This is a genomic window from Natrinema saccharevitans (assembly GCF_001953745.1).
GTDB lineage: Archaea > Halobacteriota > Halobacteria > Halobacteriales > Natrialbaceae > Natrinema > Natrinema saccharevitans.
The window spans coordinates 2,009,614-2,030,457 of the sequence record NZ_LWLN01000001.1 but is presented as its reverse complement, the minus strand read 5'-3'; the positions used below and the strand labels follow the sequence as shown (position 1 = coordinate 2,030,457).

Genomic DNA, 20,844 nt, shown 5'->3' with positions numbered 1-20,844 from the left:
AGTGTCGCTATTAACGATTATCATTGTCTCGGCCGAAGGGGGATGCGACTGCGACCGCCGATGGGTCAGACGTGGTCCTCGGGGAGCAGGTCGTCGAAGTCCTGTGCGGCGAGCCACTCGCTCAGTTGGACGAGTTGCTCGCTCGCGGCCTCGAACAACTGTTCGCCCTTCTGGGCCGAGGCGTCCGTCTGGTCGCCTAACACGCCGTTGTCGGTGTTGTCGGCCGCATCGAAGAACGTCCGCGAGCCGTGTTTAACCGTTTCGGCGTCCTCGACGCTCGGGACCCCGGTATTCCTGGCTTCCTCGAGGCGGTCGTCGTGGACCAGGTCGGGCTCGAGATACTGGATCATCGCGGTCTCCTTTGGCCCGCCGTGGGGGCCGTTCTGCGCGAACAGGTCGTCGACCAGTTCCGGAATCGACTCGTCCCACATCCACTCGATGGCGTAGGCGACTCCTTCCTGTCGGAGCCGGCTCCCGACCTCACGCAGGTGCGGGACGTTACCGCCGTGGGCGTTGACGTAGATGACCCGGTCGATCCCGTGGGTCGTGAGGTTCCGGGTCAGCGATTCCACGTACTCGCGAAACGCCGACGGGTCGACCCACATCGTCCCGTGAAACTGCCGGTGGTGGCCGCTGACGCCGACGTTGATCGTCGGCGTACAGAGATAGCCCGTCCGGTCGGCGACCTCGCGGGCGAACGCTTCCCCGATCAGGTGGTCGGTCGCCTCCGGCAGGTGCGGCCCGTGCTGTTCGGTCGATCCCAGCGGCACCAGCGCCAGCGACTCCGATTCGAAGTATGACTCGAGGTCCGGCCACGCGTGGTCGGCGAGGTACATACTGACTCTCGTATGCGGATCCCCCTAAGCGTGGGTGTCACGGCAGTACGCGAACGGGCCGTGGCAACGCGGACCCGAGGCGTGACGCCCTCGTTCCGGCGGACGCGGCTGCTGCGGTCCCGATTCCGGTAAGACTGGATTACCGAGCGAAGGGGCTCGACCCCGTTTGCTGGTGGTTCGTCCGGGACTGATCACCCGGTCGCCGCGTTTCGGCTCGATGACCGGGCCCGCGTGCGGACCCCACCGTCACAGCCCCCGGCGCTGCACTTATCCGTCGGAGCGGCGTTGCTCTCCCAATGACCGAACGGGCGGAATCAGCGGGCCCGCCACCGTGGAACGAGGGCGACGACCGGGCGGCCCGCCAGTGGTACCGAACGCTCGTCGAGACGGTCGACGGCGGCGTGATCCAACTGGACGCCGGCGATCGGATCGTCGCCGTCGACGACGCCCTTCTCGAACTGACTGGGTACACGCGCGAGGCGCTCCGGGGCGAACACGTTTCGCGGCTGCTCGAGGGTGCCGACGCGCTCGAAGCTGTCGACGCCCCGCTCGAGTTTCCCGTTCGGACGGCCGACGGGGCCGCTGTGCCCTGTACGGTTCGCCTCGGGACGGTTCCGGCCGACGAGGACGACCGGGGATCGATCGCGCTCGTCCGTGAACTCGACGACGCATCCGACACGCCGTCGACCGCCGCGGGATCGCCCTCGCCGTTCGAACCGATCACGGCCGTCCTCGAGGAGGCCGACGTCGGCGTCTTCGTCCTCGACGACGAGTTCGATATCGTCTGGATCAACGACGCGACGGAGCGGTACTTCGGGATCGACGCCGCGACCGTCGTCGGCCGGGACAAGACGGCGGTGATCGACGACGTGCTCAGCGATCGGATCGCCGAACCGGCCCAGTTCGCCGACATCGTCGGTGCGACCTACGACGACAACAGCGACACCGAACGGTTCGAGTGTCGCGTGACGCCAGGCGAGGGCCTCGAGGAACGCTGGCTCGAACACCGGAGCAAGCCCATCCGATCGGGGCCGTACGCCGGCGGACGGCTCGAACTCTACTACGACGTGACCGAGCGACACCGGCGGGCCTACCAGCTGCGGCGGCTCAACGAGGCCGTTCGGGAGTGGCTCGGAACCGGCACGCGACGGGCGGTCGCCAAGCAGGCGTGTCGCCATCTCGCCGACATTCTCGCGCTCGAGGTCAACGGCGTCTTCCTCCACGAGCCGGCCGACGAGACGCTCGAGCCCGTCGCCTGGACCGACCCAGCCGCGGCACTGCTCGGCGAGCCACCGACGTTCGAGGCGGGCGAGGGGATCGCCTGGCGGGTCTTCGAGACCGGCGCACCGGAAATCTACGACGACGTCACTGCTGCCGAGGACGTCTACAACCCCGAGACGCCGATCCGAAGCGAGATCTGTCTCCCGATCGGCGACCACGGGATCGCCATCATCGGGTCCGAGGAGCGGGGGGCCTTCGACGCTGCCGACCTCTCGCTGGCGAAGATCGTCGCCTCGAGCCTGGAGGCGACCTTCGACCGGATCAGCCACGAACAGCGCCTCGAGCGCGAACGGGTCCAGACCGAGACGCTGCTCCGGGCGACGCCGGTGGCGATCTCGGTCGAGGACGCCGAGGGCGAGACGGTGCTGGCGAACCGGCACGCACAGACGGCGCTCGGACTCGCGGATCGCGAACCGCTCGGCGAGACCGAACTGCTCGCCGAACGGACCGCCGTCGACGCCGACGGCGAGCCGATCGGCCCCGATCGCGGCCCGTCGGCGCGCGTCAGGGACACCGGCGAGCCGGTCCGCGACGCGGAGCTGGCGATCGAGGCGGCGTCGGGCGAGCGGACGTGGCTCTCCATCACGGCCGTCCCCGTGTTCGGCCCCGACGGCGACGTCGAACGGGTCGTCTCCGCCGGCGAGGACATCACGGCGCTGAAAGAACAGGAGCGCCGTCTCCAGCGTCGCAAACACGAACTCGAGTCCGAGCTGAGCGAGATCCTCGGGCGCGTCTCGGACGCCTTCTACGCGCTCGACGACGAGTGGCGATTCACCCACGTCAACGACCGCGCCGCGGAGCTACTGGGCCGCTCGCGCGACGAACTGCTCGGACGGACCGTCTGGGACGTGTTCCCCGGCGGGATGCGCTCGGACCTCGTCGACCGCTACCGGGAGGCGATGGCGACCCAGGAGCCGGTCTCGTGGGAGCGCTACTCCGAGTCGCTCGAGATCTGGATGGAGATCCAGGCCTATCCCTCCGAGACCGGGCTGTCGGTGTACTTCCGGGACATCTCGGAGCGGAAGCGGCGGGAACGACAGCTCGAGCAGTACGAACGGATCATCGAGACGGTCGAGGACGGGATCTACGTCCTCGACGCCGACGGCCGGTTCACGATGGTCAACGACGCCTACCTCGAGCTGACGGGCTACGACCGCGAGGAACTGCTCGGGAGCCACGCGTCGCTGGTCGTCGACGAACGCGTGATGGCTCTCGCGCGGAAGATCGCCGCCGACGAGCGCGACGAGCCGACCGTCCAGGCGGACCTCGAGACGAAATCGGGCGACCGGCGTCCGATAGAGGCGACGGTCACGTCCGTCACGACCGCCGACCGCGGGCGCGAGCGGATCGGCGTCGTCAGGGACGTCACCGAACGGAAGGCGCGACAGCACCGGCTCGAGGCGAGCGAACAGCGCTACCGGACCCTCGCCGAGAACTTCCCGAACGGGCTCGTCGCGCTGTTCGACGAGGACCTGCGGTACACGGCTATTGGCGGCCGCCTTCTGGGTGAACTCGGCGTCGACCGCGAGACCGCGATCGGCCAGACGATCCACGAGCGCTACGGCGGCGACCTGCTCGCGGACGTCGAACCCCACTTTCGGGCCGCACTCGAGGGCGAGGAACGGTCCTTTGGGGTGACCTACCGCGACCGGGAACTGCGCGCGACCACGCTGCCCGTCCGAGCAGGGGGCGACGTCACTTCGGGAATGATCGTCATTCAGGACGTCACCGAACGCGTGGAGTATCGGCGTCGACTCGAGCAGTCGAACGAACGCTTAGAGCAGTTCGCCTACGCCGCCTCCCACGACCTGCAGGAACCCCTGCGGATGATCTCGAGTTACCTCCGCCTGCTCGAGGAGCGGTGCGCCGACGACCTCGATGCGGACGGGCGGGAGTTCATCGACTACGCCGTCGACGGGGCCGAGCGCCTCTCGGAGATGATCGACGGCCTGCTCGAGTACTCCCGCGTCGAGACTCGCGGGGCTCCCCTCGAGCCGCTTTCCCTCGAGGACGTCCTCGCGGACGTCCGCGAGGATCTCCAGTTCAGAATCGAGGAGGAAGACGCCGCGGTCACGGTCGGGTCCCTGCCCGCGGTCCGGGGCGACGCCGGCCAGCTCCGGCAGGTGTTCCAGAACCTGCTCGCGAACGCCCTCGAGTACAACGGCGACGAGCCGCCGGAAATTCACGTCGGCGCGGAGCGAGCCGGCGACCGGTGGGCGATCTCGGTCCGTGACGAAGGAATCGGCATCGATCCCGAGCATCAAGAACGGATCTTCCGGGTCTTCCAGCGGCTCCACAGCCACGAGGATCATCCCGGGACGGGGATCGGCCTCGCGCTCTGTCACCGGATCGTCGAGCGCCACGGCGGCGAGATCACCGTCGACTCCGAGCCGGGCGAGGGCGCGACGTTCACCGTCACTCTGCCGGCCGCCGACGGGTCGGCCGAGTGAGCCCGTCGTGCGGGCGGCGAGTCGGGGATCGTGACTCGAGCCGTCCGCCAGTCAACAGCTATATATCCGATCACCCATTCAACCCGGCAAAGCAGTGCCTGACGTGATTTCGACACCACGCGGGACGGACCGCTTTCGCCTCGCCGCCGCGCTGGCCTGTTTCGCCGTCGCCGGCGTCGCGAACGCCACCGTCGACGGGCTCGCCCTCACCCTCGCGGCGACCGCCGTTGCCGTCGTCGGCGTCTACGCCCTCGCCCGCCACGCCGAATCGATCAGCCGGCGGGCGCTCGCGCGGACGGCGCTTGCCCTCTGGTTCGCCTTTCTGGCGACCGCCGTCGGCCACGCCGTCGGTCTCGAGACGCTCGGTGCGGTCGCGCCGGGCCCCGCCGCCGCGACCGTCGTCGCAGTGGCCGCGGTCACGTGGGCGACGCTGCTCGCCGCCGCCGGCACCACGCTCTTTCTCGGCCTCCGGGAGTACGGTTCGCCGGCCCCGGCCGACGACGCCGTCCTCGAGGGCGAGACCTCCGACTACAGTAGCCCCTGAAACGGGTGCTGCGTCGATCGCCGCCGCTCGCGGCTACTCGACGCGGTAACTCACCGTGATGCCCTCGCCCAGCGGGACGACGACTGTCTCGAACGCCGGGTCCGCCTGAACCGTCTCGAGGTAGTCGATGACCCCCTGCGTGTGGTCGTTGGTCTCGACGGCGTCGCCGTCGGCCCACGCCAGCAGGTCGTCGAACTCGACGACGCTCGCGGTGATGGCGTTGTCGGCGACGACGACGCCGCCAATCTGAATCTCGTCGCGAACGGCCTCGAACGCGTCCGCGTAGCGCGTCTTCTGGTGATCGATCAAGACGACATCGAAGGGGCCGTCGAAGCGGCCGATCGCGTCCATCGCGTCGCCGAGTTCGTAGGTCGCGATCCCGTCGTAGCCGCCCGCGGCCATGTACTCGCGGGCGAGGTCGAGTTCCGCCTCGTCGACCTCGGTCAGGACGATCTCGCCGTCCGCGGGCAGGGCCTCGGCGAACCAGTAAGCCGAGTAGCCGTAGCCCGAGCCGAACTCGAAGACCCGCTCGGCGTCGGTCAGCCGGGCCAGCAGCCGGAGGAATCCGCCGACCTCGGGGCCGACGTGTGGAAAGCCCTCGGCGGCGGCGTACTCGTCCATCTCGATCAGCGTCTCGTCGGGTTGGGGACCGACCGCGCGGACGAACCGCGCGATCTCGTCGGAGAGGACGTCGGTCATACGCGGCGCTACGGTCGCCGGCCTATTGGGTCCGGGGCCTCGGCAACGGATCGCGCGACCGGTCCGGGGGTCGCGACGCCGTCGGTGACAGTATCCTTTTTGCCGCTCGAAACCGTCCGTTCACCCGACATGTCCGACGAACACCCCCTCGCGGACGCCGTCGACAATCTCGTCTACGAACCGGTACAGCTCGACGACCACGGGATCGATCTGACGGTGGGTGCCGTCTACGAGGTGGCCGCACCGGGTCGGATCGACTTCGGCGGCGACGAACTCGTCGACGCCGACCTCGAGCCCGTGCCCACGGACCTCGAGGCTTCCGACGACGAGTACGGCTGGTGGCACCTCGAGGGCGGCCAGTACGTCATCCAGCACAACGAGTTCCTGACCGACCTCGCGGAGCCGGTACAGCTACAGCCGCGCAACGAACTGCTGGCTCGGGGCGGCTCGCATCCGTCGATGCAGGTCCGGGATCACCTGCCCCTGATCCCGCTGACGGTGGCCGACGGCGGCCTCCGGCTCAAGGAGAACGCGCGGGTCTCGCGGCTGGTTCCACTGGGCGGTTCGACCCGGCGCGAGTGACTCGAGTCGGAACGAAAAACCGGCGGGCGGGTCCCTACTGTCCCTCGAACTCGGGCTCGCGGTCCTCGAGGAAGGCCTCGACTCCTTCGGCGTGATCCTCGGTCTCGAAGACGATGCCCTGAGCGACGGCCTCGTCGGTCAGCGCCTGCTCGAGCGATTTCTCGAGACCCTCACCGACGAGTCGGTTGGCGTGGCGCAGGGCGATCGGCGGCCCGGAGACGACGTTCTCGACGAACGCGTCGACCTCCTCGTCGAACTCGTCGTCGGCGTAGACGTGGTTGACCAGGCCGAGTTTCTTCGCGCGGTCCGCGCCGAAGATGTCGCCGGTCAGGACCAGTTCCTTGGCCACGTTTTCGCCGACGATTCGGGGCAGCAGATAGGAGGTGCCGGCGTCGACGCTCAACCCGACCTGCCGGAAGACGAAGCCGAACGCAGCCGACTCGCTGGCGAGTTGGATGTCACAGGCGATCGCGAGGTTCGCGCCCGCGCCGACGGCGGCCCCGTCGATGGCCGCGATCGTCGGAATGGGGAAGTCGACGAGCTTGGTCATCAGTTCGTTCGTCGAGCGCTCGAGGCGGCGGACCCGATCGTCCGCGGGGACGTCGCTCTCGATGGCCTCGGTCATCCGCTCGATGTCGCCGCCGGCGGAGAACGAGCCGCCGGAGCCCTGCAGGACGACGACGCGGGCGTCGCTGCCCTCGATCTCGTCGAGGGCTTCGGAGATCCCGGTGCTGATCTCCTCGGAGAGGGCGTTGCGCCGGTCGGGCTGGTTGAGCGTGATCGTCGCCGTCCCGTCGTCCTCGATCTCGAGGAGAACCGCGTCACCGAGCGCCATCAGTTCTCACCCTCTTGCTCGCGGAGCTTGAACTTCTGGACCTTCCCGGTGGTCGTTCGGGGGAGTTCGTCGACGAACTCGACCTCACGTGGATGTTTGTATTCCGCGAGGTTGGTCAGACAGTACTCCTTGAGCTCTTCCTCGGTCACGTCGCCGTCGGGCGTGCGGACGACGAACGCCTTCACGGTCTCGCCGCGGCGCTCGTCGGGGATGCCGGCGACGGCGGCGTCGGCGACGTCCTCGTGTTCGAAGAGGAGTTCCTCGACTTCCCGCGGGTAGACGTTGTACCCGCCCGTGACGATCATGTGTTTCTCGCGGTCGACGACGTAGAAGAAGTCGTCCTCGTCGTGGTAGCCGATGTCGCCCGTGTGGAACCACGTCCGGCCGCCCTCCTCGGTGAACGCCTCCTCGTTGGCCTCGGGCAGGCCGTAGTAGCCTTTCATGACGTTCGGCCCGGCGACGACGATCTCGCCGGTGATCTCCCGGAGGTCGGCCTCCTCCTCGTCGATCGGCCCCTCCTCGACCGGCGGGACTTCCTCGAAGTCGTCGTCGACGACCTTCGAGTCGACGCCGGGGACGGTCTTCCCGATGCTGCCGACGCGTCGGCCGTCGATCGGGCTGTTGAAGTGGGTGATCGGGCTGGTCTCGGTCAGGCCGTACCCCTCGTAGATCTTCGGCTCGTAGAGCTCCTCGAACTGGCGCAGGACCTCGACCGGAATGCCCGAGCCGCCGACGCCACAGAGCCGTACCGACGACAGGTCGAACTCCTCGGCGTTGGGCTGGTTGATGACGTCGTTGTACATCGCCGGCACGCCGTGCATGATCGTCAACTGCTCGTCCTCGATCAGCGAGACGGCGTCCTGTGCGTCCCACTCGGGCATCGGGTAGAAGGCACCGCCGTTGAACAGCGTCGCGTTCATCGTGACGGTCATCCCGTAGATGTGAAACAGCGGGAGGACGCCGAGTCCTTTGTCGTCGGCGCGGATCCCGTCGGGAATGAGCTTCGCGGCGGCGTTCGCGTTCGACGCGAGGTTGTCGTGGGTAAGCTGGACGCCCTTCGGCTGACCCGTCGTCCCGGAGGTGTAGGGCTGGACCGCCACGTCGTCGTCGGCCCGGTCCGCGATATCGGGATCGCCCGACTCGAGGAACTCCTCGAGCGTGACCGCGCCCTCGGCCTCGCCGCCGATGCTGACGACGTGTTCGACGCTCGTTTCGTCCTGTACCTCGTTGACGAAGGGAACGAGGTCGGCGAGCGCGACGACGACCTTGGCCTCGCTGTCGCCGAGCAGGTGGCCGATCTCGCGGGACTTGTACTGCGGGTTCATCGGGACGACGACCCCGCCGGCTCGCAGCGTCCCGTGGAACCCGATCAGGAACGGCGGCACGTTCGGGAGATAGAGCGCGACGCGGTCGCCCGCGCCGAGCCCTCGCTCCTCGAGCGCGGTCGCGAACGCACCCGTCTGTCCCCAGAACTCCTCGTAGCTCGTCTCCGACCCCTGGTAACCGATCGCGGTGTTATCGCCGTGTTCCTCGACGGCGGCCGCGAGATTAGTGACAAGATTTGTCATAGTCCGTGGGGTACGTTCGCGCGTATCGTAAAAAAGATTTACATCGTTCGGAGATCGCGCCGGGATTTCTTACCAGCGATAATCGAACTGAGTACTCCCGATCGCTGATACGCACTCGCGGTTTCGAGGCGGCGGCCAACGGCCCACGCGGGACCGCCATCGATCCGTGGACACCGACTCGAGGGTATTTACGGTCGCGTTCCTAACCCCCGGACAGCGATGTATCAGGACATCCTCGTCCCGACTGACGGGAGCGACGGCACCCGCCGGTCGATCACCCACGGGCTGGCGATCGCCGACCGGTTCGACGCGACGGTCCACGCGCTGTCGATCGTCCCAGAAGGCCCGCTCGGCACGCTACAGACCGACGAAGCGATCCCCGCGGCCGAGCGAGCGGTCGAGCGCGTCGAATCCGAGGCCGACCGCGAGGGCGTGACGGCCGTAACGGCCGTCGAACAGGGGGTCCCCCACGAGGCGATCCTCGAGTACGCCGACGAGAACGATATCGACATGATCGTGATGGGGACGCAGGGCCGGACCGGACTCGACCGGGTGCTGGTCGGGAGCGTCACCGAACGGGTCGTCCGGATGGCCGACGTCCCCGTGGTGACCGTCCGGCTGACCGACGACATCCGCATCGACGACGCCGACGAGGCCGAAGACATCGCCCGCAAAACTGTCGCAAACGACGGGTACGATGACCTCGCGCTGGCCGACCAGCCCCACCGGACCAGCGCCTCCTGGATCGTCCCCCTCGAGACCGACGCGGGACCGGTTCACGTCCACGTCGACGCCGTCTCCGGCGAGGCCCGCGTCGCGACGGGACCGGCCGACGAGTAGCGCCGGCGGTCCCACCGGGACGGCAACCCGTCTCAGTCCTGCACGAACGCGCCGTCGCAGTCGTACTCGCGCAGTTTGATGCTGGTGACCGGTTCGGTCTCGTTGTACGGGTCCGACCGCTGGGCCATGTAGTAGAGTTCGAGGCGCTCGATGTCCGTTTGCTGGTCGTCGTTCCACCGCTCACAGAGGTAGTTCGACACGTACGACTGGTGGTTCTCGTTGTCCCCGCTCTCCACGTTCGCGAGGTACTTCCGCCACCGCGTGGTCGGGTAGACGTCCGCGTGGCTCGGAGGGGGGTTCCAGTTGATCGCGGACCGGTGCATGGCGTCGACTCGAGAGCCGTTCTCGAGGTCGGCCGGCGCGTGGAACCAGCCGTCGGTCCGAAGCGGTTCCGGGGCGAACATCCGCCACGACTGGTCGGTCTCGGTGGCCTCGAGGGCGGTTTCGCCGGCGTCGGGCACCTGCGTGTATCCAAGCGCCTGGGCGTTCGAGAGTAGTACGAGGACGAGAAAGACCGCTGGAACGGCCGTCGACAGCAGCGACCGGCCGCGGGCGACGCCGGCGGTGAGGAACCGATGCGACGGCACGACGGCGGTCCCGACCACGTCGGCCATCGACCGCTCGAGACGGAGCCGCCGGAGCCGTTCCACCGCGTTTCGGAGCGGCCCGACGAGGCCGACCCGGGCGATCGCGGCCGCCAGCTTGTCCCAGACGACCGGCGGGAAGAAGGGCACGAGCGCGGCGACGACGACCAGCGGGAACAGCCCGATCCGCATCGTCACGAGCATTCCGAGGTGCATGCCGGCGAACGCCGCGGCCAGCGCCGCTCGCGGCCAGCCGGTCAGGAGGAGCAACAGCGGCGTACAGACGAGCAACGCCACCCACAGATACGTCGTGAGCCGTAGTAGCCCGGGATAGGCCGTGAGGACGTCGCCGAGCAGGTACGTGAACATGTAGTCGAGGCTGAAGACGTAGGCGACCGCCTCTCCGTCGAACCACAGTTCCCCTCGGCTCTTGTGGATGGCGTTCGAGACGTACATGACGACGACCTGGAGCAACAGCGCCATCGTCGCCACGTTCGCGACGGTCGCCCGGGCCGCCTCGGGACGGCGCGCGTCGACGGCCCAGCGCTCGCTCAGCGGGAGGAACATCGCCCAGAACACGAGGAGCCGAAGCAGCGTGTCCCCGCCGTTGAGAACCATCGGGTTCCGGGCGTGCAGGGAGACGAGCAACAGCCACGAGCAGACCGTCGCGAGCCGCGTCCGGTAGCCGACGGTCAGTGCGAGCGCGAAGCCGCCCGCCAGGACGAACAACAGCGCGATCGCCCACGCCTCGCCGGAGAGGGCGTGCAGCGAGTACACCTGCGAGTAGTCCGAAAACAGGGCCCGCCGCGGGAGGACGCCGGCGTCGGTGTAGAACGCCTCGAGGTTTCGAGCCCGGAGCGCGAGGTCGGCGAGCAACAGGAGTCCAATCGCGATCCGAAACGCTGCCAGCGCTCGCGCGTCGATCGCGAACCGGCGTTCGATCCCGGCGGCGACTCGATCGGCACCGCTCGAGAGCCGCCGGCGGACGTCGGTGATGGAGAGTTGTCGGGGCATCGTCGTGGAGAGACGTCCGGGCGTCTCGACCGACCCGGAATATGCTTCGTGCAAGCTGAAACAGCTATTTGTGCGATCGCTTCTCGTTCGAAGACGGGTCCGATCGGAACGCTGAACTGGCCCCGCCGCCTACCACGATACGTCCGATGAGTTCCGAGGTCCCCGACGAGAGTCCGATCGTCCTGTTCGACGGGGTCTGTAACCTCTGTAACGGGTTCGTCCAGTTCATCGTCCCCCGGGATCCGGCGGGGAAGATCCACTTCGCGTCCCTCCAGTCCGACGTCGGTCAGGAACTGCTCGCGGCCCACGACCTGCCGACTGACGCGCTGGAGTCGATCGTCCTGGTCGAGGGCGACGACTGTTACGTCAAGTCCGCAGCCGTGGCTCGGATCGCGGCCCACCTCGGCGGCGTCTACGCTCTCCTGTCGGCACTGCGGTATCTCCCGCGCCCGATCCGGGACCGCGCCTACGACTTCGTCGCGGCCCGTCGCTATCGCTGGTTCGGGCGGAAAGAACAGTGTCTGATGCCGACCGGCGACGTCCGAACCCGGTTCCTCGAGTAGGCCGTCGGGGCGTCGCCGACCGCCGCGTCCCGCGGACAGCTTTTAGTCGTCCCCGTCCGTACCCGCGTGTGTGTCACCCGACGAGCGGGCCGATTGGCGCCTCGACCGGCCGACCGGTCGTCCGACGCGAGTCGCTCGAGCCCTGATTACTGCCGTCTCGGCGGAAGCGCTGGTTTTGATCCTGCTCGGGCTGGCGATGTTCGCGGTCCTCGCGACCGGTCGCGCACTCGGACTGTGGTAGGCCGCCGGCGGAACCGACGGCCGAGCAGCCACGAGACGACCGTCTTTCGCCCGCGAGACACCGCTCGGTCGCGTCTCGAGCGCGTGACTTTCGACGGCGGTCGACAGAAATCGACGGTCCGAACCGGTCGGTAGGGGGGTTCGAAGGCGAGGGGGAAAGCCAGGGCGGGGATTTGAACCCCGGAAGTCTCGATTACAAGTCGAGTGCATGAACCGCCCATGCTCCCCTGGCGCAGGCCGTGGGTTAGCCGTCCTCCTTTGAGTGTGTATCGTTTTCGTCGCGGTCCGCGAGCGAGCGCGACATCGACACGCGGAACGGATCGTAGCCGTGGCGACGGTAGAACCGGCGGGCGGCCTCGTTGTCGGCCATCACCTCGAGCAGCAGTTCGTCGACGCCGCGGTCGGAAAGCGACGCCTCGGCGGCCTCGAGCAGTGCGGTGCCGATCCCCTGCCCCCGGTAGGCCGGCCGGACGTAGATGTTCGAGAGCAGGCCGCGGGTGGTGTCGAGTTCGAGGGTGCCGCGTTCGACCGTCACCGAGACGAAGCCGACGATCGCGCCCCCGAGGCGGGCGAGGAACAGGCCGTCGCTGACCAGGTAGGCCCCGAGCGTCTCCCGCATGGCCTCGCGGTTGGCCTCGGGGCGGACCGCCGACTCGTACCGGCGCTGGTCGCGGGCGAGGTCGACCCAGAGATCCGTGAGGACGTCGAGGTCGGCCCGCGTGGCGAGTTCAATCGTCGGCCGCTGGTCGTTCGGGGGCATTCTCGAGTGCGGTCACGGCGGGCAGCGGTTCGGCGGTGAGCATCCGGAGGGCCGCGCCGCCGCCGGTGCTGACGTGTGAAAAGCCCTCGACGCCGAGCTGGCGAAGCGCCGAGGCGGTGTCGCCGCCGCCGACGATGCTCGTGGGGACGTCGGTCGCGGCGTCGTAGAGCCGTCGCGTCCCCGTCTCGAAGCGGTCGTCCTCGAAGACGCCGGCGGGGCCGTTGAGGATGACCGTCTCCGCGTCCGCGAGGATCCGGCGGTAGTACTCCAGGGTCGACCCGCCGATGTCCATGGCGGACTCGCCGTCGCCCGGCGGGAGGGCGTTGACGCCGAGTTCGTGGCGGCCGCCGTCCCGGTCGACGGCGACGTCGCGGGGCAGCGCGATCCGGTCGCCGTAGGCGTCGAGCAGGTCCGCGGCGCGGTCGATCTCGTCCCAGTAGCCCTGATCGTAGATGAAATCGGAGCTGGCGTCGCCCAGATCGACGCCGTCGGCGATGAGAAAGACGTTGCCGACGACGCCGGCCGTGAGGACGTGATCGGCCAGCCCCTTCTCGAGGACCGACCAGGCGACGTCGATGGAGTCGGAGACTTTCGCCCCGCCGAGGACGTAGACGCGGGGTTCGCCGGTCTCCTCGATGGAGCCCAGCACGTCGAGTTCGGACTCCATGACCCGGCCGGCGTAGCTCGGCAGGACCGTCGGCAGCCCGACCAGCGAGGGCTGGGATCGATGGGCCGCCGCGAAGGCGTCGTTGACGTAGACGTCCAGGACGGGCTCGAGGCCCTCGACCAGATGAGTCCGGGCGGCCCGTTCCGGCTCGAACTCCATGTACTCCTCGCTGTAGAAGCGGGTGTTCTCGAGGACGACGCAGTCGCCGTCCTCGAGGTCCCTGACGGCCTCGCGGGCGGCGTCGGTGAAGGTGGCGTCCACGTAGTCGACCGGTTGTCCGAGCAACTCCGAGAGCCGTTCGGCGTGTGACTCGAGGGAGACGAACTCGTCGCCGCCGGGTCGACCCTGATGGGCGAGGACGGCGACCCGACCGCCCCGCTCTAGCAGTTCCGCGAGGGTATCGACGTGTGCGCGCAGGCGGGCGTCGTCCGCGAGCGTATCATCGTCGTCGATCGGACTATTGACGTCGACGCGAACACCGACGGTAGTCCCTTCGACGTCCAGGTCGTCGAGGGTCGCGATCATTACGGGTCAGTCCACTGCGGCACCCGAAAGGTCTTTCTATCGGAGAGATAGCCACGGCGATTGATGGCATGTAGCACGCAGATGCGGGAGTCGAGAGCGGTCTAGACCGTCCGACAGTCCGAACAGACCAGCTGGCCGTTGGCGTCCCACAGCGCGTCCGCGAGCGAGCCACAGGCCTCGCAGACGCCCTGCGTGGTGTACTCGTCGCCGCCGTTGGGGAGGACGGCGGCCTCGCCCTCCGCGGCGAGGGACGCGGTCGCGGGATCGGCGACGCCGCGGTCGCGATCGATCGGCGGCTCGCTCGAGCGGGCGGGGGTCATCGTCGCCTGGAAGGAGCTGGCGGCCGCGATGACGTCGCGCTGGGTGACGAGGCCGACGATCCCGTCCGGGCCGTCGACGACGACGTTACGGATGTTCTGGCGGGCCATCGTGGTGGCGACGTCGGTCAGCGACCGGTCGGGGTCGACCGTGATGACCGGGGTCGTCATCACGTCGTCGACGGTCGTTTCGGTCGGCTCGCCTTCCTCGGCCATCAGCTCCAGTACGTCCCACTCGGTCACGATGCCGACGGGCTCGGAGCCCCGGACGACCAGCGCACAGCTGGTCCGTTCCTCCCGCATGAGCCGCACCACGTCGAGGACGGTGTCCGATTCGCTGACGCCGACGTACTCGCTCGTCAGCACGTCCCTGACGGACAGTTCCGATTCCATACGTGTACGAATCACACGAACGGGCTAAAAGCTACCTCCGCTACACTTAAGAAAATCGGGAGCGAAGTTCTCTAACTCCCGAACTCAGGCGTTCTCCCACTCGAGTTCGACCCGCGTCCCGTCTGCTCGACAGGTCTCGAGGGCGTGTTTGGCGTCGTAGCCGGCCTCGTGGGCGCTCTTGCCGCGGCCGACGCCGACCTGCATCTCGACGTCGACGCTCTCCGCGACGTGGGCGACGGCCTCCTCGTAGTCGGCTTCGCCGAGGTCGGGGCAGACGACGATGACGTTGTCGCCGCCGACGAAAAACGAGAGGCTGTCGTGGACGTGGCGCATGTGCTGCATGAGTTCCGCATAGCCCTGCTCGATCTCGATGAAGGTGTCGAAGGCGTTGAGTTCGTCCGTGTAGTTGCCGGTCGCGTCGATCACGTCGAAGTGTGCGATCTGGACGTCGTCGTCGGCCCGGAACTCCTCGTCGATGGCCCGGCCCTCGAGACACTCCCGCCGGTCCTCGTCTTGAGCGCTGCCGGCGTCTTGCAGGCGTTCGGTCGCGTCCGACAGCGCCTGGACGGGGTCCCGACCGGTCGCGACGCCGAGACTGAGCGTCACGGGGTACCGGTTGCCGACCGACTCCTGGAGGAGCGCGTGATCCGCCATCGAGCAGCCGTTCGTGACGGCGACGATGTTGTCGAACCGGGTGAAGAAGGTGTAGCCGCCGCGGTTGCCGACGAACTGGGAGATGTCGGCGTACAGTCGGGATTGCATGGTCTGGAGGTCCGCTTCCCGGCGGGGCTCCGGGGTCACGGTCCAGGGGCCGTAGTTGTCGATCTGAACGAGCGTTACCTGCGTGTTAGTCACTGTGAACGTTCCTTTCGAACGCCGTCGTATAAGTGATACGTAATCCAGATTCGTGATGCATCGGGGCCCGGTCGGACGATCTCCGGTCCGTCATTGCCGGAGGACCGCGACCGCCCCGCGTTCCCACCGGCAGATCGGTACAGCGACCCGTCTCAGGCGTGGACCTTCTCCGGGTCCTTGCCGTGCGGGTGGTACTTCCAGAAGTCGCCCTCGCGCATCGCCGCGCCGACGGCCTTGTGCATCTCGAGGATCGTCTCGAACTCCTCGGCGTCGACGTAGTCGAAGATCTCACTGAGCGCGACGACCCGCTCGTGGTTGATTCGGATCGGGTAGTCGCCGTACTCGTCGACGAACTCGGCGACGTCCATCGGGAAGTCCTCCTCCTCGTCGACCTTGTCCGCGATGATCCGCATGTCGAACTTGCGCATCCCCTCGCTGCCCTCCTCGCCGTCGGGATCGACTGGCCAATCGTTGCTCATACCTCGACGTGTGTGGGGGGCCCGCAAAAGGATTTCTCCTCGTCGCCGTCACCGGTCGACAGCGTCGACGCCGGCCAGCTCGAATCGCGCGCCGCCGGCCGCGCTCTCGGTGACCGTCGCCGTCCAGCCGTGAGCCGTCGCGATCCGCTCGACGATCGCGAGTCCGAGCCCGGTCCCGTCCCCGTCGCTCGAGTAGCCGCTCTCGAAGACCCGCTCGCGTTCGTCGAGCGGGATTCCCGGGCCGTCGTCCGCGACGTAGAAGCCGTCCCCGCCCTCGCGGTCGCCGACCGTGATCGTGACGCCGGGGCGGTCGCCGCCGCGTGGTTCCGCGGGGTCGGCGTCGCCGTGGTCCACGGCATTGCGGAGCAGGTTCTCGAGCAACTGCTTGAGCCGCGCCCGATCGGCTCGAACGACCGCGTCGGTTTCGACCCGCAACGCGGCCGCCCCGGTCTCGACGTGATCCCAACAGTCGTCGACGACCGCCGCGAGACTGATCGGCCCGGGATCGGGCTCCGGGTCTCGCTCGCGTGCGACCGTCAGGATGTTCTCGATCAACACGCTCATTCGGTCGTGGGCCCACGCGACCTCCTCGAGGTGGGCCTCGGCGCAGTCGCAGGTCCCGCGGGCCTGCTCGAGACGGCCCTGGGCGACGTTCAGGGGGTTCCGGAGGTCGTGGGAGACGATACTCGCAAAGCGCTCGAGGCGCTCGTTCTGGGCCCGCAACTCGCGCTCGCGTTCCTTGCGATCGCTGATGTCTCGCAGGACGCCGACGGTGCCCTGAAAGCGGCCGTCCCCGTCGAGCGGCAGGATCGCGATGTGGTTCTCGTGGGGGCGGCGCTGCCCGTCTTTCGTGATCGTCTCCATCTCGAAGGAGGCGGTACTGCGGTCCGGGTCGTTCAGCAAGGCCCCGATCTCGCGGTCGCCGGTGGCGATGTCGTCCTCGTCCATGATCAGCGAGACGTGTTCGCCGACCAGCTCCGCGGGCCGGTAGCCGGTCGTCGTCACCTCGGCGTTGCTCGGCGGGACGACCTTCGTGAGGCGTCTCTCGGCGTCCAGCGTGTAGACCTCGTCGGGGATCGTCTCGACGATCGTCTCGTACTCCTCGAGTTCGCGCTCGCGCTCGGCCCGGTCGGTAATGTCGCGGACGACGCCGGCGATGCCGCGGAACTGGCCGTCCGCGAGGGGCAACAGCGAGACGTTGTCCTCACACCGAATCGCCTCGCCGTCGCTCGTCTCGACGGTGATCTCGTAGGTACATTGGCGGCCGTCGGTGTCCGCCGACAGCAGCGATTCGACGGTCGCTTCGCCGCGCTCGACGGACTCGTCGTCGAGCAGGACGGAGACGTGCTCCCCGACGATCTCGTCTTTCTCGTAGCCGGTCATCGCGGCGTAAGCGTCGTTGACGTAGGTGTAGCGTCCGTCGTCGTCGACCGTGTAGACCGGATCGCCGAGCGCCTCGATGATCGTCTCGTAGCGCTCGAGGTCGCGTTCGCGTTCCTTGTGGTCGGTGATATCCTGGACCGTGCAGATGAGATCGCCGTTGCCCGTCGTCGACAGCGAGTGGGCCTCGACGAAGGTGCTGCCGTCGGCCCGGAGCCCCGTCGTCTCCCCGCGCCACTCGCCCTCGGCCATCACCGTCGGAATGATCTCCTCGTGAGCGGCCGCGACCTCGTCGTCCGGGTAGAGCAGCTCCCAGTGTTCGCCGATCATCGCCGCGGGCTCGTAGCCGTACAGGTCCGCGTAGGCCCGGTTCACGTAGACGAATCGCCCGTTCGAATCGAGGATGCTGATCCCCTCCTGTGCGGTCTCGACGGCGTGGAGCTGTCGATCGCGCTTGCGCCGGCCGTGGGCCGCCTCGACGGCGTCGACGACCGCGTCGGCGAGGACCGCGTCCCGATCCGGATCGTCGGCTTTCCGGACGTAGTCCGTGACGCCGGCCGAGATCGCCTCGCTCGCGATCGCTTCCGAGCCCGATCCGGTAAACAGCAGGAACGGGATCGAGTCGACTTCCGATCGGGCGGCCTCGAGCAGTTCGAGGCCGTCGGCGTCCGGCAGGTCGTACTCGGCGACGATACAGTCGATTTCGCGCTCGGTCAGGTACTCGAGAGCCTCGCTCGCGGAGGTCGCGCTGAGCGTCTCGATGGCGACGTCACGTCGGTCCAGAAGCTCGGCGGTCGTTACGGCCCATTGCGGCTCGTCGTCCACGTAGAGGACGCGGATTTCGTCCATCGAGACGCCCCCGGACCGGGGCCCGTCCCGAATGCTCATGCCCCCTCTCTCGCGACGAGGGAGATATAGATTGTGGCTGGGTCATCACCTGCGACGGCCCTCGAGTCGGGATCGCTCGTCATCGGGATCGGCGCTGACGCGTCGCGAGTCCGCTCGACCGGACTCTCTTTCACCCGATTAACAGTAGATATAAGTCCTAAACGGTAGAGTTCCAAACTGGACGTCGGGCTCCGAAACGGGGGCACATCGAAACGCCCCGGGTGCGTACACACCCGAGACCGGCTTCCAAATCCCCACTACAGGGATTCGGTTGCCATGATTCCGTTCATTTTACCGGGATATAAACGTCCCGCACGGCCCACGAATCGCCCGCCGCAACGACCCTCGCCGCTGGGAGCTACTCGAGGGGGCCACGATGACTGAGGACGACGCGAGCGAGTCCGACGGGGCCGACGACGGACCGCTGCCGAACTGTCCCCGCTGTGGCGAACCGGTGTTGATGTCGGTCGTCATCGGTCCCGGCGCGAGCACCCTCGAGCCCTGTGGCTGTGCGGTGTCGCCGACCACCCTCATGGACCGCGAGTAGTCGGGGCCGACTCGAGTCCTGCCGACACACCGCTCTGGATCGCTCGAGCGACCTCTCTTCTCACGCGCGAACAGTAGATATAAGTCCGAACAGCTAAACGTACTAACTGGAAGTCAGACTCCGAAACAGGGGGCGCATCGAAACGCCCCGGGTGTAGTGGCACCCGAGACTGGCTTCCAAATCCCACACAGGGATTCGGTTGCCATGATTACGTTACTACTTCCGGGATATAAACGTCCCGCACGACCCACGAACCGCCCGACGCGACGAGTCTCGACGCTGCGCGCCGCACGCGGTGGTTGCGATGGCTAGGGACCGCTCGAACGACCGGGATTCGGACGCCGACGACGACTGGTCGCTGCCCGACTGCCCCAACTGTGGGGAGCCGGTGACAGTGTCGGTCGTCACCGGCCCCGACACGAGTCACCTTCAGCCCTGTGGCTGTACGGTGCCGCCGGCGACGTTCGCGGGCTTCGAGTAGCCGGGGCCGACTCGAGCCCCGGCGGTCAGTCGGCCGGTCGACGCTCGCGGGCGAATCCACCATTCGACACACCACCTCTCCGTCGGCATCGGCAGTCGGCCGGTCGGCCCGTAAGCGGGGCTCGGGTCTATTGCCCCGTCCGAACGGACTCGAGGAACTGATTCGATGCAGTACCGAGTCGGAAATCGCTAGTACAAGTGGCGTTCGAGGAAGGACACGACAAGAACGGGTTCAGTCGTCGTCTCGGTCGCGCTGCCGACCTTTCGAAACGCGTTCACCGCCGCTGAGAAGACTTTCTCGCGCCTGCTCTCGCTTCCGGTCACGGCGGTCCTCGTCGTCGTTGCTCATGAACGGGACTATGGCAGTCTCCGTAATAGTTTTTGGGCTATCTCCACTCACGGATATCTCGAACTGCTCGAACGAGTTGCATGGGTAATCCCGAAACCACCGTGACACAAATTAGGACGATAAGAGCGGCCGCCGAAAGCCACTTCGGTAGAGGGCCGATCACAGCGTCGTAGATCCCGAGTGCAAAGAACACGACTGACGAGACGACAAAAATGATCGTTAATTGAATCAGCGGAATATTTCGGATGTTAGTACTCCTATTGAAGTTAATTCTGGCAATGTGGTTCTTCACGAGGAGTTCCTCCACGTCCTCTTGTGAGAATTCTGCCTGGAGCAGTGCTGTGAGATTATCCGAACTAACACCGACGTCCAGTTCCGAAGCAGTGTAGGTAACGGCAGCGAAGGCGGTTGAAATGACCAGTGATCCAATACCGATTTTCATCGGTGTGTTTACGAACGGTTCGGCAGCGCTGAACGTCGTATCAGATCCAGAGTCGTTCTGTGCCGCGATCGATAGAACAGAAACCAGAATACCAATAAGCGTAATATTGAGGCGGAGAATTTTGCTGGCCTTCGTATCGATATCGTTGAGGGTTTTTCGCTGGGAATTGACGGTTTCACGAGCTTCAGCCCGGAGATCAGATAGCATTTCAACGTCTCCCGAGAACTCGATTTCCTCTAATTCTTCCTTTAATTCGTCGGGATCGCGACTGGTCATTCCAATCTAATTCAATAAATAATCTCAAATTTATCTATATAATTCCATCGGTACAATTGTAACTATCCGAAGCAAACCCTGGAGGGGTAGCAACTGCTGGCACGCACTCCGAACTCACGGGCTCACGTCCGTTCGTCTTCTCACAGCGCAAAGCGCCTCGCTATCGATCGTTCGCAGTCCTACTCGCCGACCGCCTCTTCGACGATTTCGATTTCCTCGTCGGTCAGCCCGTACAGTTCGTAGACGATTTCGTCAATCAACGCGCCGATCTTCTCGATCTTCGCCTCGAGTTCCGTTGCTCGTTCTTTCGTCTCGAGGTTGCTCTCGAGGCTGCCCCGGACATCGTCAACGGCGACGGGGACGAAGGTCTTGATCAGGTCGGCCTCGGTTTCGGTGCGGTTCTGGAGAGGGATTCGTGATATCGTAACAGGATTTATACGTGGATACTGT

At 66.8% G+C, this 20,844-nt stretch carries 20 protein-coding genes, 1 tRNA gene and 1 pseudogene; 8 read left to right on the top strand and 14 right to left on the bottom strand.

What is annotated here, in order from left to right; translation table 11 throughout:
* Positions 1-65: 65 nt before the first annotated feature.
* Positions 66-836, bottom strand: coding sequence for a creatininase family protein (locus A6E15_RS10310; RefSeq protein ID WP_076146017.1), 771 nt, complete (start codon positions 834-836; stop codon positions 66-68).
* 296 nt (positions 837-1,132) lie between these two features.
* Between A6E15_RS10310 and A6E15_RS10305 the strand changes: the two genes are divergently transcribed.
* Together A6E15_RS10305 and A6E15_RS10300 are read left to right on the top strand one after the other, a co-directional pair.
* The gene (locus tag A6E15_RS10305; RefSeq protein ID WP_076146015.1) at positions 1,133-4,567 is read left to right on the top strand and encodes a PAS domain S-box protein; all 3,435 of its coding nucleotides are present in this window, start codon (positions 1,133-1,135) and stop codon (positions 4,565-4,567) included.
* Between the two features lie 94 nt (positions 4,568-4,661).
* Complete coding sequence (locus tag A6E15_RS10300; protein ID WP_076146014.1) at positions 4,662-5,111, top strand: hypothetical protein; 450 nt, start codon at positions 4,662-4,664, stop codon at positions 5,109-5,111.
* A 33-nt stretch (positions 5,112-5,144) separates the two neighbouring features.
* On the opposite strand, the gene A6E15_RS10295 is transcribed toward A6E15_RS10300, so the two are convergent.
* Positions 5,145-5,810 (bottom strand): O-methyltransferase, encoded by a 666-nt coding sequence (locus tag A6E15_RS10295; RefSeq protein ID WP_076146012.1) that lies wholly within the window; start codon positions 5,808-5,810, stop codon positions 5,145-5,147.
* A gap of 129 nt (positions 5,811-5,939) precedes the next feature.
* On the opposite strand from A6E15_RS10295, the gene A6E15_RS10290 reads away from it, so the two are divergent.
* Positions 5,940-6,392: a dCTP deaminase/dUTPase family protein gene (locus tag A6E15_RS10290; RefSeq protein WP_076146010.1), complete on the top strand. Its 453-nt coding sequence runs from the start codon at positions 5,940-5,942 to the stop codon at positions 6,390-6,392.
* A 34-nt stretch (positions 6,393-6,426) separates the two neighbouring features.
* Here the strand turns inward: A6E15_RS10290 and A6E15_RS10285 are convergent, their stop codons facing one another.
* Positions 6,427-7,227: an enoyl-CoA hydratase-related protein gene (locus tag A6E15_RS10285; RefSeq protein WP_076146009.1), complete on the bottom strand. Its 801-nt coding sequence runs from the start codon at positions 7,225-7,227 to the stop codon at positions 6,427-6,429.
* On the bottom strand, positions 7,227-8,795 hold the full coding sequence (locus A6E15_RS10280; RefSeq protein ID WP_076146007.1) for a long-chain-fatty-acid--CoA ligase: 1,569 nt from the start codon (positions 8,793-8,795) through the stop codon (positions 7,227-7,229). Before A6E15_RS10280 ends, A6E15_RS10285 begins: the two co-directional genes overlap by 1 nt.
* 219 nt (positions 8,796-9,014) lie before the next feature.
* Between A6E15_RS10280 and A6E15_RS10275 the strand changes: the two genes are divergently transcribed.
* The gene (locus A6E15_RS10275) at positions 9,015-9,635 is read left to right on the top strand and encodes a universal stress protein (protein WP_076146005.1); all 621 of its coding nucleotides are present in this window, start codon (positions 9,015-9,017) and stop codon (positions 9,633-9,635) included.
* Between the two features lie 32 nt (positions 9,636-9,667).
* Here A6E15_RS10275 and A6E15_RS10270 read toward each other — a convergent pair whose 3' ends face one another.
* A complete protein-coding gene (locus tag A6E15_RS10270) occupies positions 9,668-11,233 on the bottom strand; it encodes an HTTM domain-containing protein (RefSeq protein ID WP_076146004.1) in 1,566 nt (521 codons plus the stop codon).
* Positions 11,234-11,379: 146 nt separating this feature from the next.
* On the opposite strand from A6E15_RS10270, the gene A6E15_RS10265 reads away from it, so the two are divergent.
* Together A6E15_RS10265 and A6E15_RS20950 are read left to right on the top strand one after the other, a co-directional pair.
* The gene (locus A6E15_RS10265; protein WP_076146002.1) at positions 11,380-11,796 is read left to right on the top strand and encodes a thiol-disulfide oxidoreductase DCC family protein; all 417 of its coding nucleotides are present in this window, start codon (positions 11,380-11,382) and stop codon (positions 11,794-11,796) included.
* Between the two features lie 70 nt (positions 11,797-11,866).
* Positions 11,867-12,037, top strand: a complete 171-nt coding sequence (locus A6E15_RS20950; protein ID WP_175607240.1) for a hypothetical protein — start codon at positions 11,867-11,869, stop codon at positions 12,035-12,037.
* A gap of 157 nt (positions 12,038-12,194) precedes the next feature.
* Here A6E15_RS20950 and A6E15_RS10260 read toward each other — a convergent pair.
* From A6E15_RS10260 to A6E15_RS10230, 7 genes are all read right to left on the bottom strand, one after another.
* Positions 12,195-12,268, bottom strand: a tRNA-Thr gene (locus A6E15_RS10260).
* Positions 12,269-12,280: 12 nt separating this feature from the next.
* Positions 12,281-12,796: a GNAT family N-acetyltransferase gene (locus A6E15_RS10255; RefSeq protein ID WP_076146001.1), complete on the bottom strand. Its 516-nt coding sequence runs from the start codon at positions 12,794-12,796 to the stop codon at positions 12,281-12,283.
* Entirely contained in the window at positions 12,765-13,988 is a 1,224-nt protein-coding gene (locus tag A6E15_RS10250) for a phosphoglycerate kinase (RefSeq protein WP_076145999.1), read from the bottom strand. Before A6E15_RS10250 ends, A6E15_RS10255 begins: the two co-directional genes overlap by 32 nt.
* Positions 13,989-14,089: 101 nt before the next feature.
* Positions 14,090-14,698 (bottom strand): CBS domain-containing protein, encoded by a 609-nt coding sequence (locus tag A6E15_RS10245; RefSeq protein WP_076145997.1) that lies wholly within the window; start codon positions 14,696-14,698, stop codon positions 14,090-14,092.
* 84 nt (positions 14,699-14,782) lie between these two features.
* On the bottom strand, positions 14,783-15,553 hold the full coding sequence (locus tag A6E15_RS10240; RefSeq protein WP_076145995.1) for a GTP cyclohydrolase III: 771 nt from the start codon (positions 15,551-15,553) through the stop codon (positions 14,783-14,785).
* A gap of 152 nt (positions 15,554-15,705) precedes the next feature.
* Positions 15,706-16,032, bottom strand: coding sequence for a DUF5785 family protein (locus tag A6E15_RS10235; protein WP_076145993.1), 327 nt, complete (start codon positions 16,030-16,032; stop codon positions 15,706-15,708).
* Between the two features lie 48 nt (positions 16,033-16,080).
* Positions 16,081-18,300, bottom strand: a complete 2,220-nt coding sequence (locus A6E15_RS10230) for a hybrid sensor histidine kinase/response regulator (protein ID WP_084177353.1) — start codon at positions 18,298-18,300, stop codon at positions 16,081-16,083.
* Positions 18,301-18,676: 376 nt separating this feature from the next.
* On the opposite strand from A6E15_RS10230, the gene A6E15_RS20945 reads away from it, so the two are divergent.
* Both A6E15_RS20945 and A6E15_RS10225 read left to right on the top strand, forming a co-directional pair.
* Positions 18,677-18,847, top strand: a complete 171-nt coding sequence (locus A6E15_RS20945) for a hypothetical protein (RefSeq protein WP_175607239.1) — start codon at positions 18,677-18,679, stop codon at positions 18,845-18,847.
* Between the two features lie 304 nt (positions 18,848-19,151).
* Entirely contained in the window at positions 19,152-19,328 is a 177-nt protein-coding gene (locus A6E15_RS10225; RefSeq protein ID WP_175607238.1) for a hypothetical protein, read from the top strand.
* Positions 19,329-19,713: 385 nt separating this feature from the next.
* Here A6E15_RS10225 and A6E15_RS10220 read toward each other — a convergent pair whose 3' ends face one another.
* Together A6E15_RS10220 and A6E15_RS10215 are read right to left on the bottom strand one after the other, a co-directional pair.
* Complete coding sequence (locus A6E15_RS10220; RefSeq protein WP_076145990.1) at positions 19,714-20,394, bottom strand: hypothetical protein; 681 nt, start codon at positions 20,392-20,394, stop codon at positions 19,714-19,716.
* 179 nt (positions 20,395-20,573) lie between these two features.
* A pseudogene (locus tag A6E15_RS10215) lies at positions 20,574-20,807 on the bottom strand (restriction endonuclease); the annotation flags it as partial.
* Positions 20,808-20,844 lie beyond the last annotated feature (37 nt).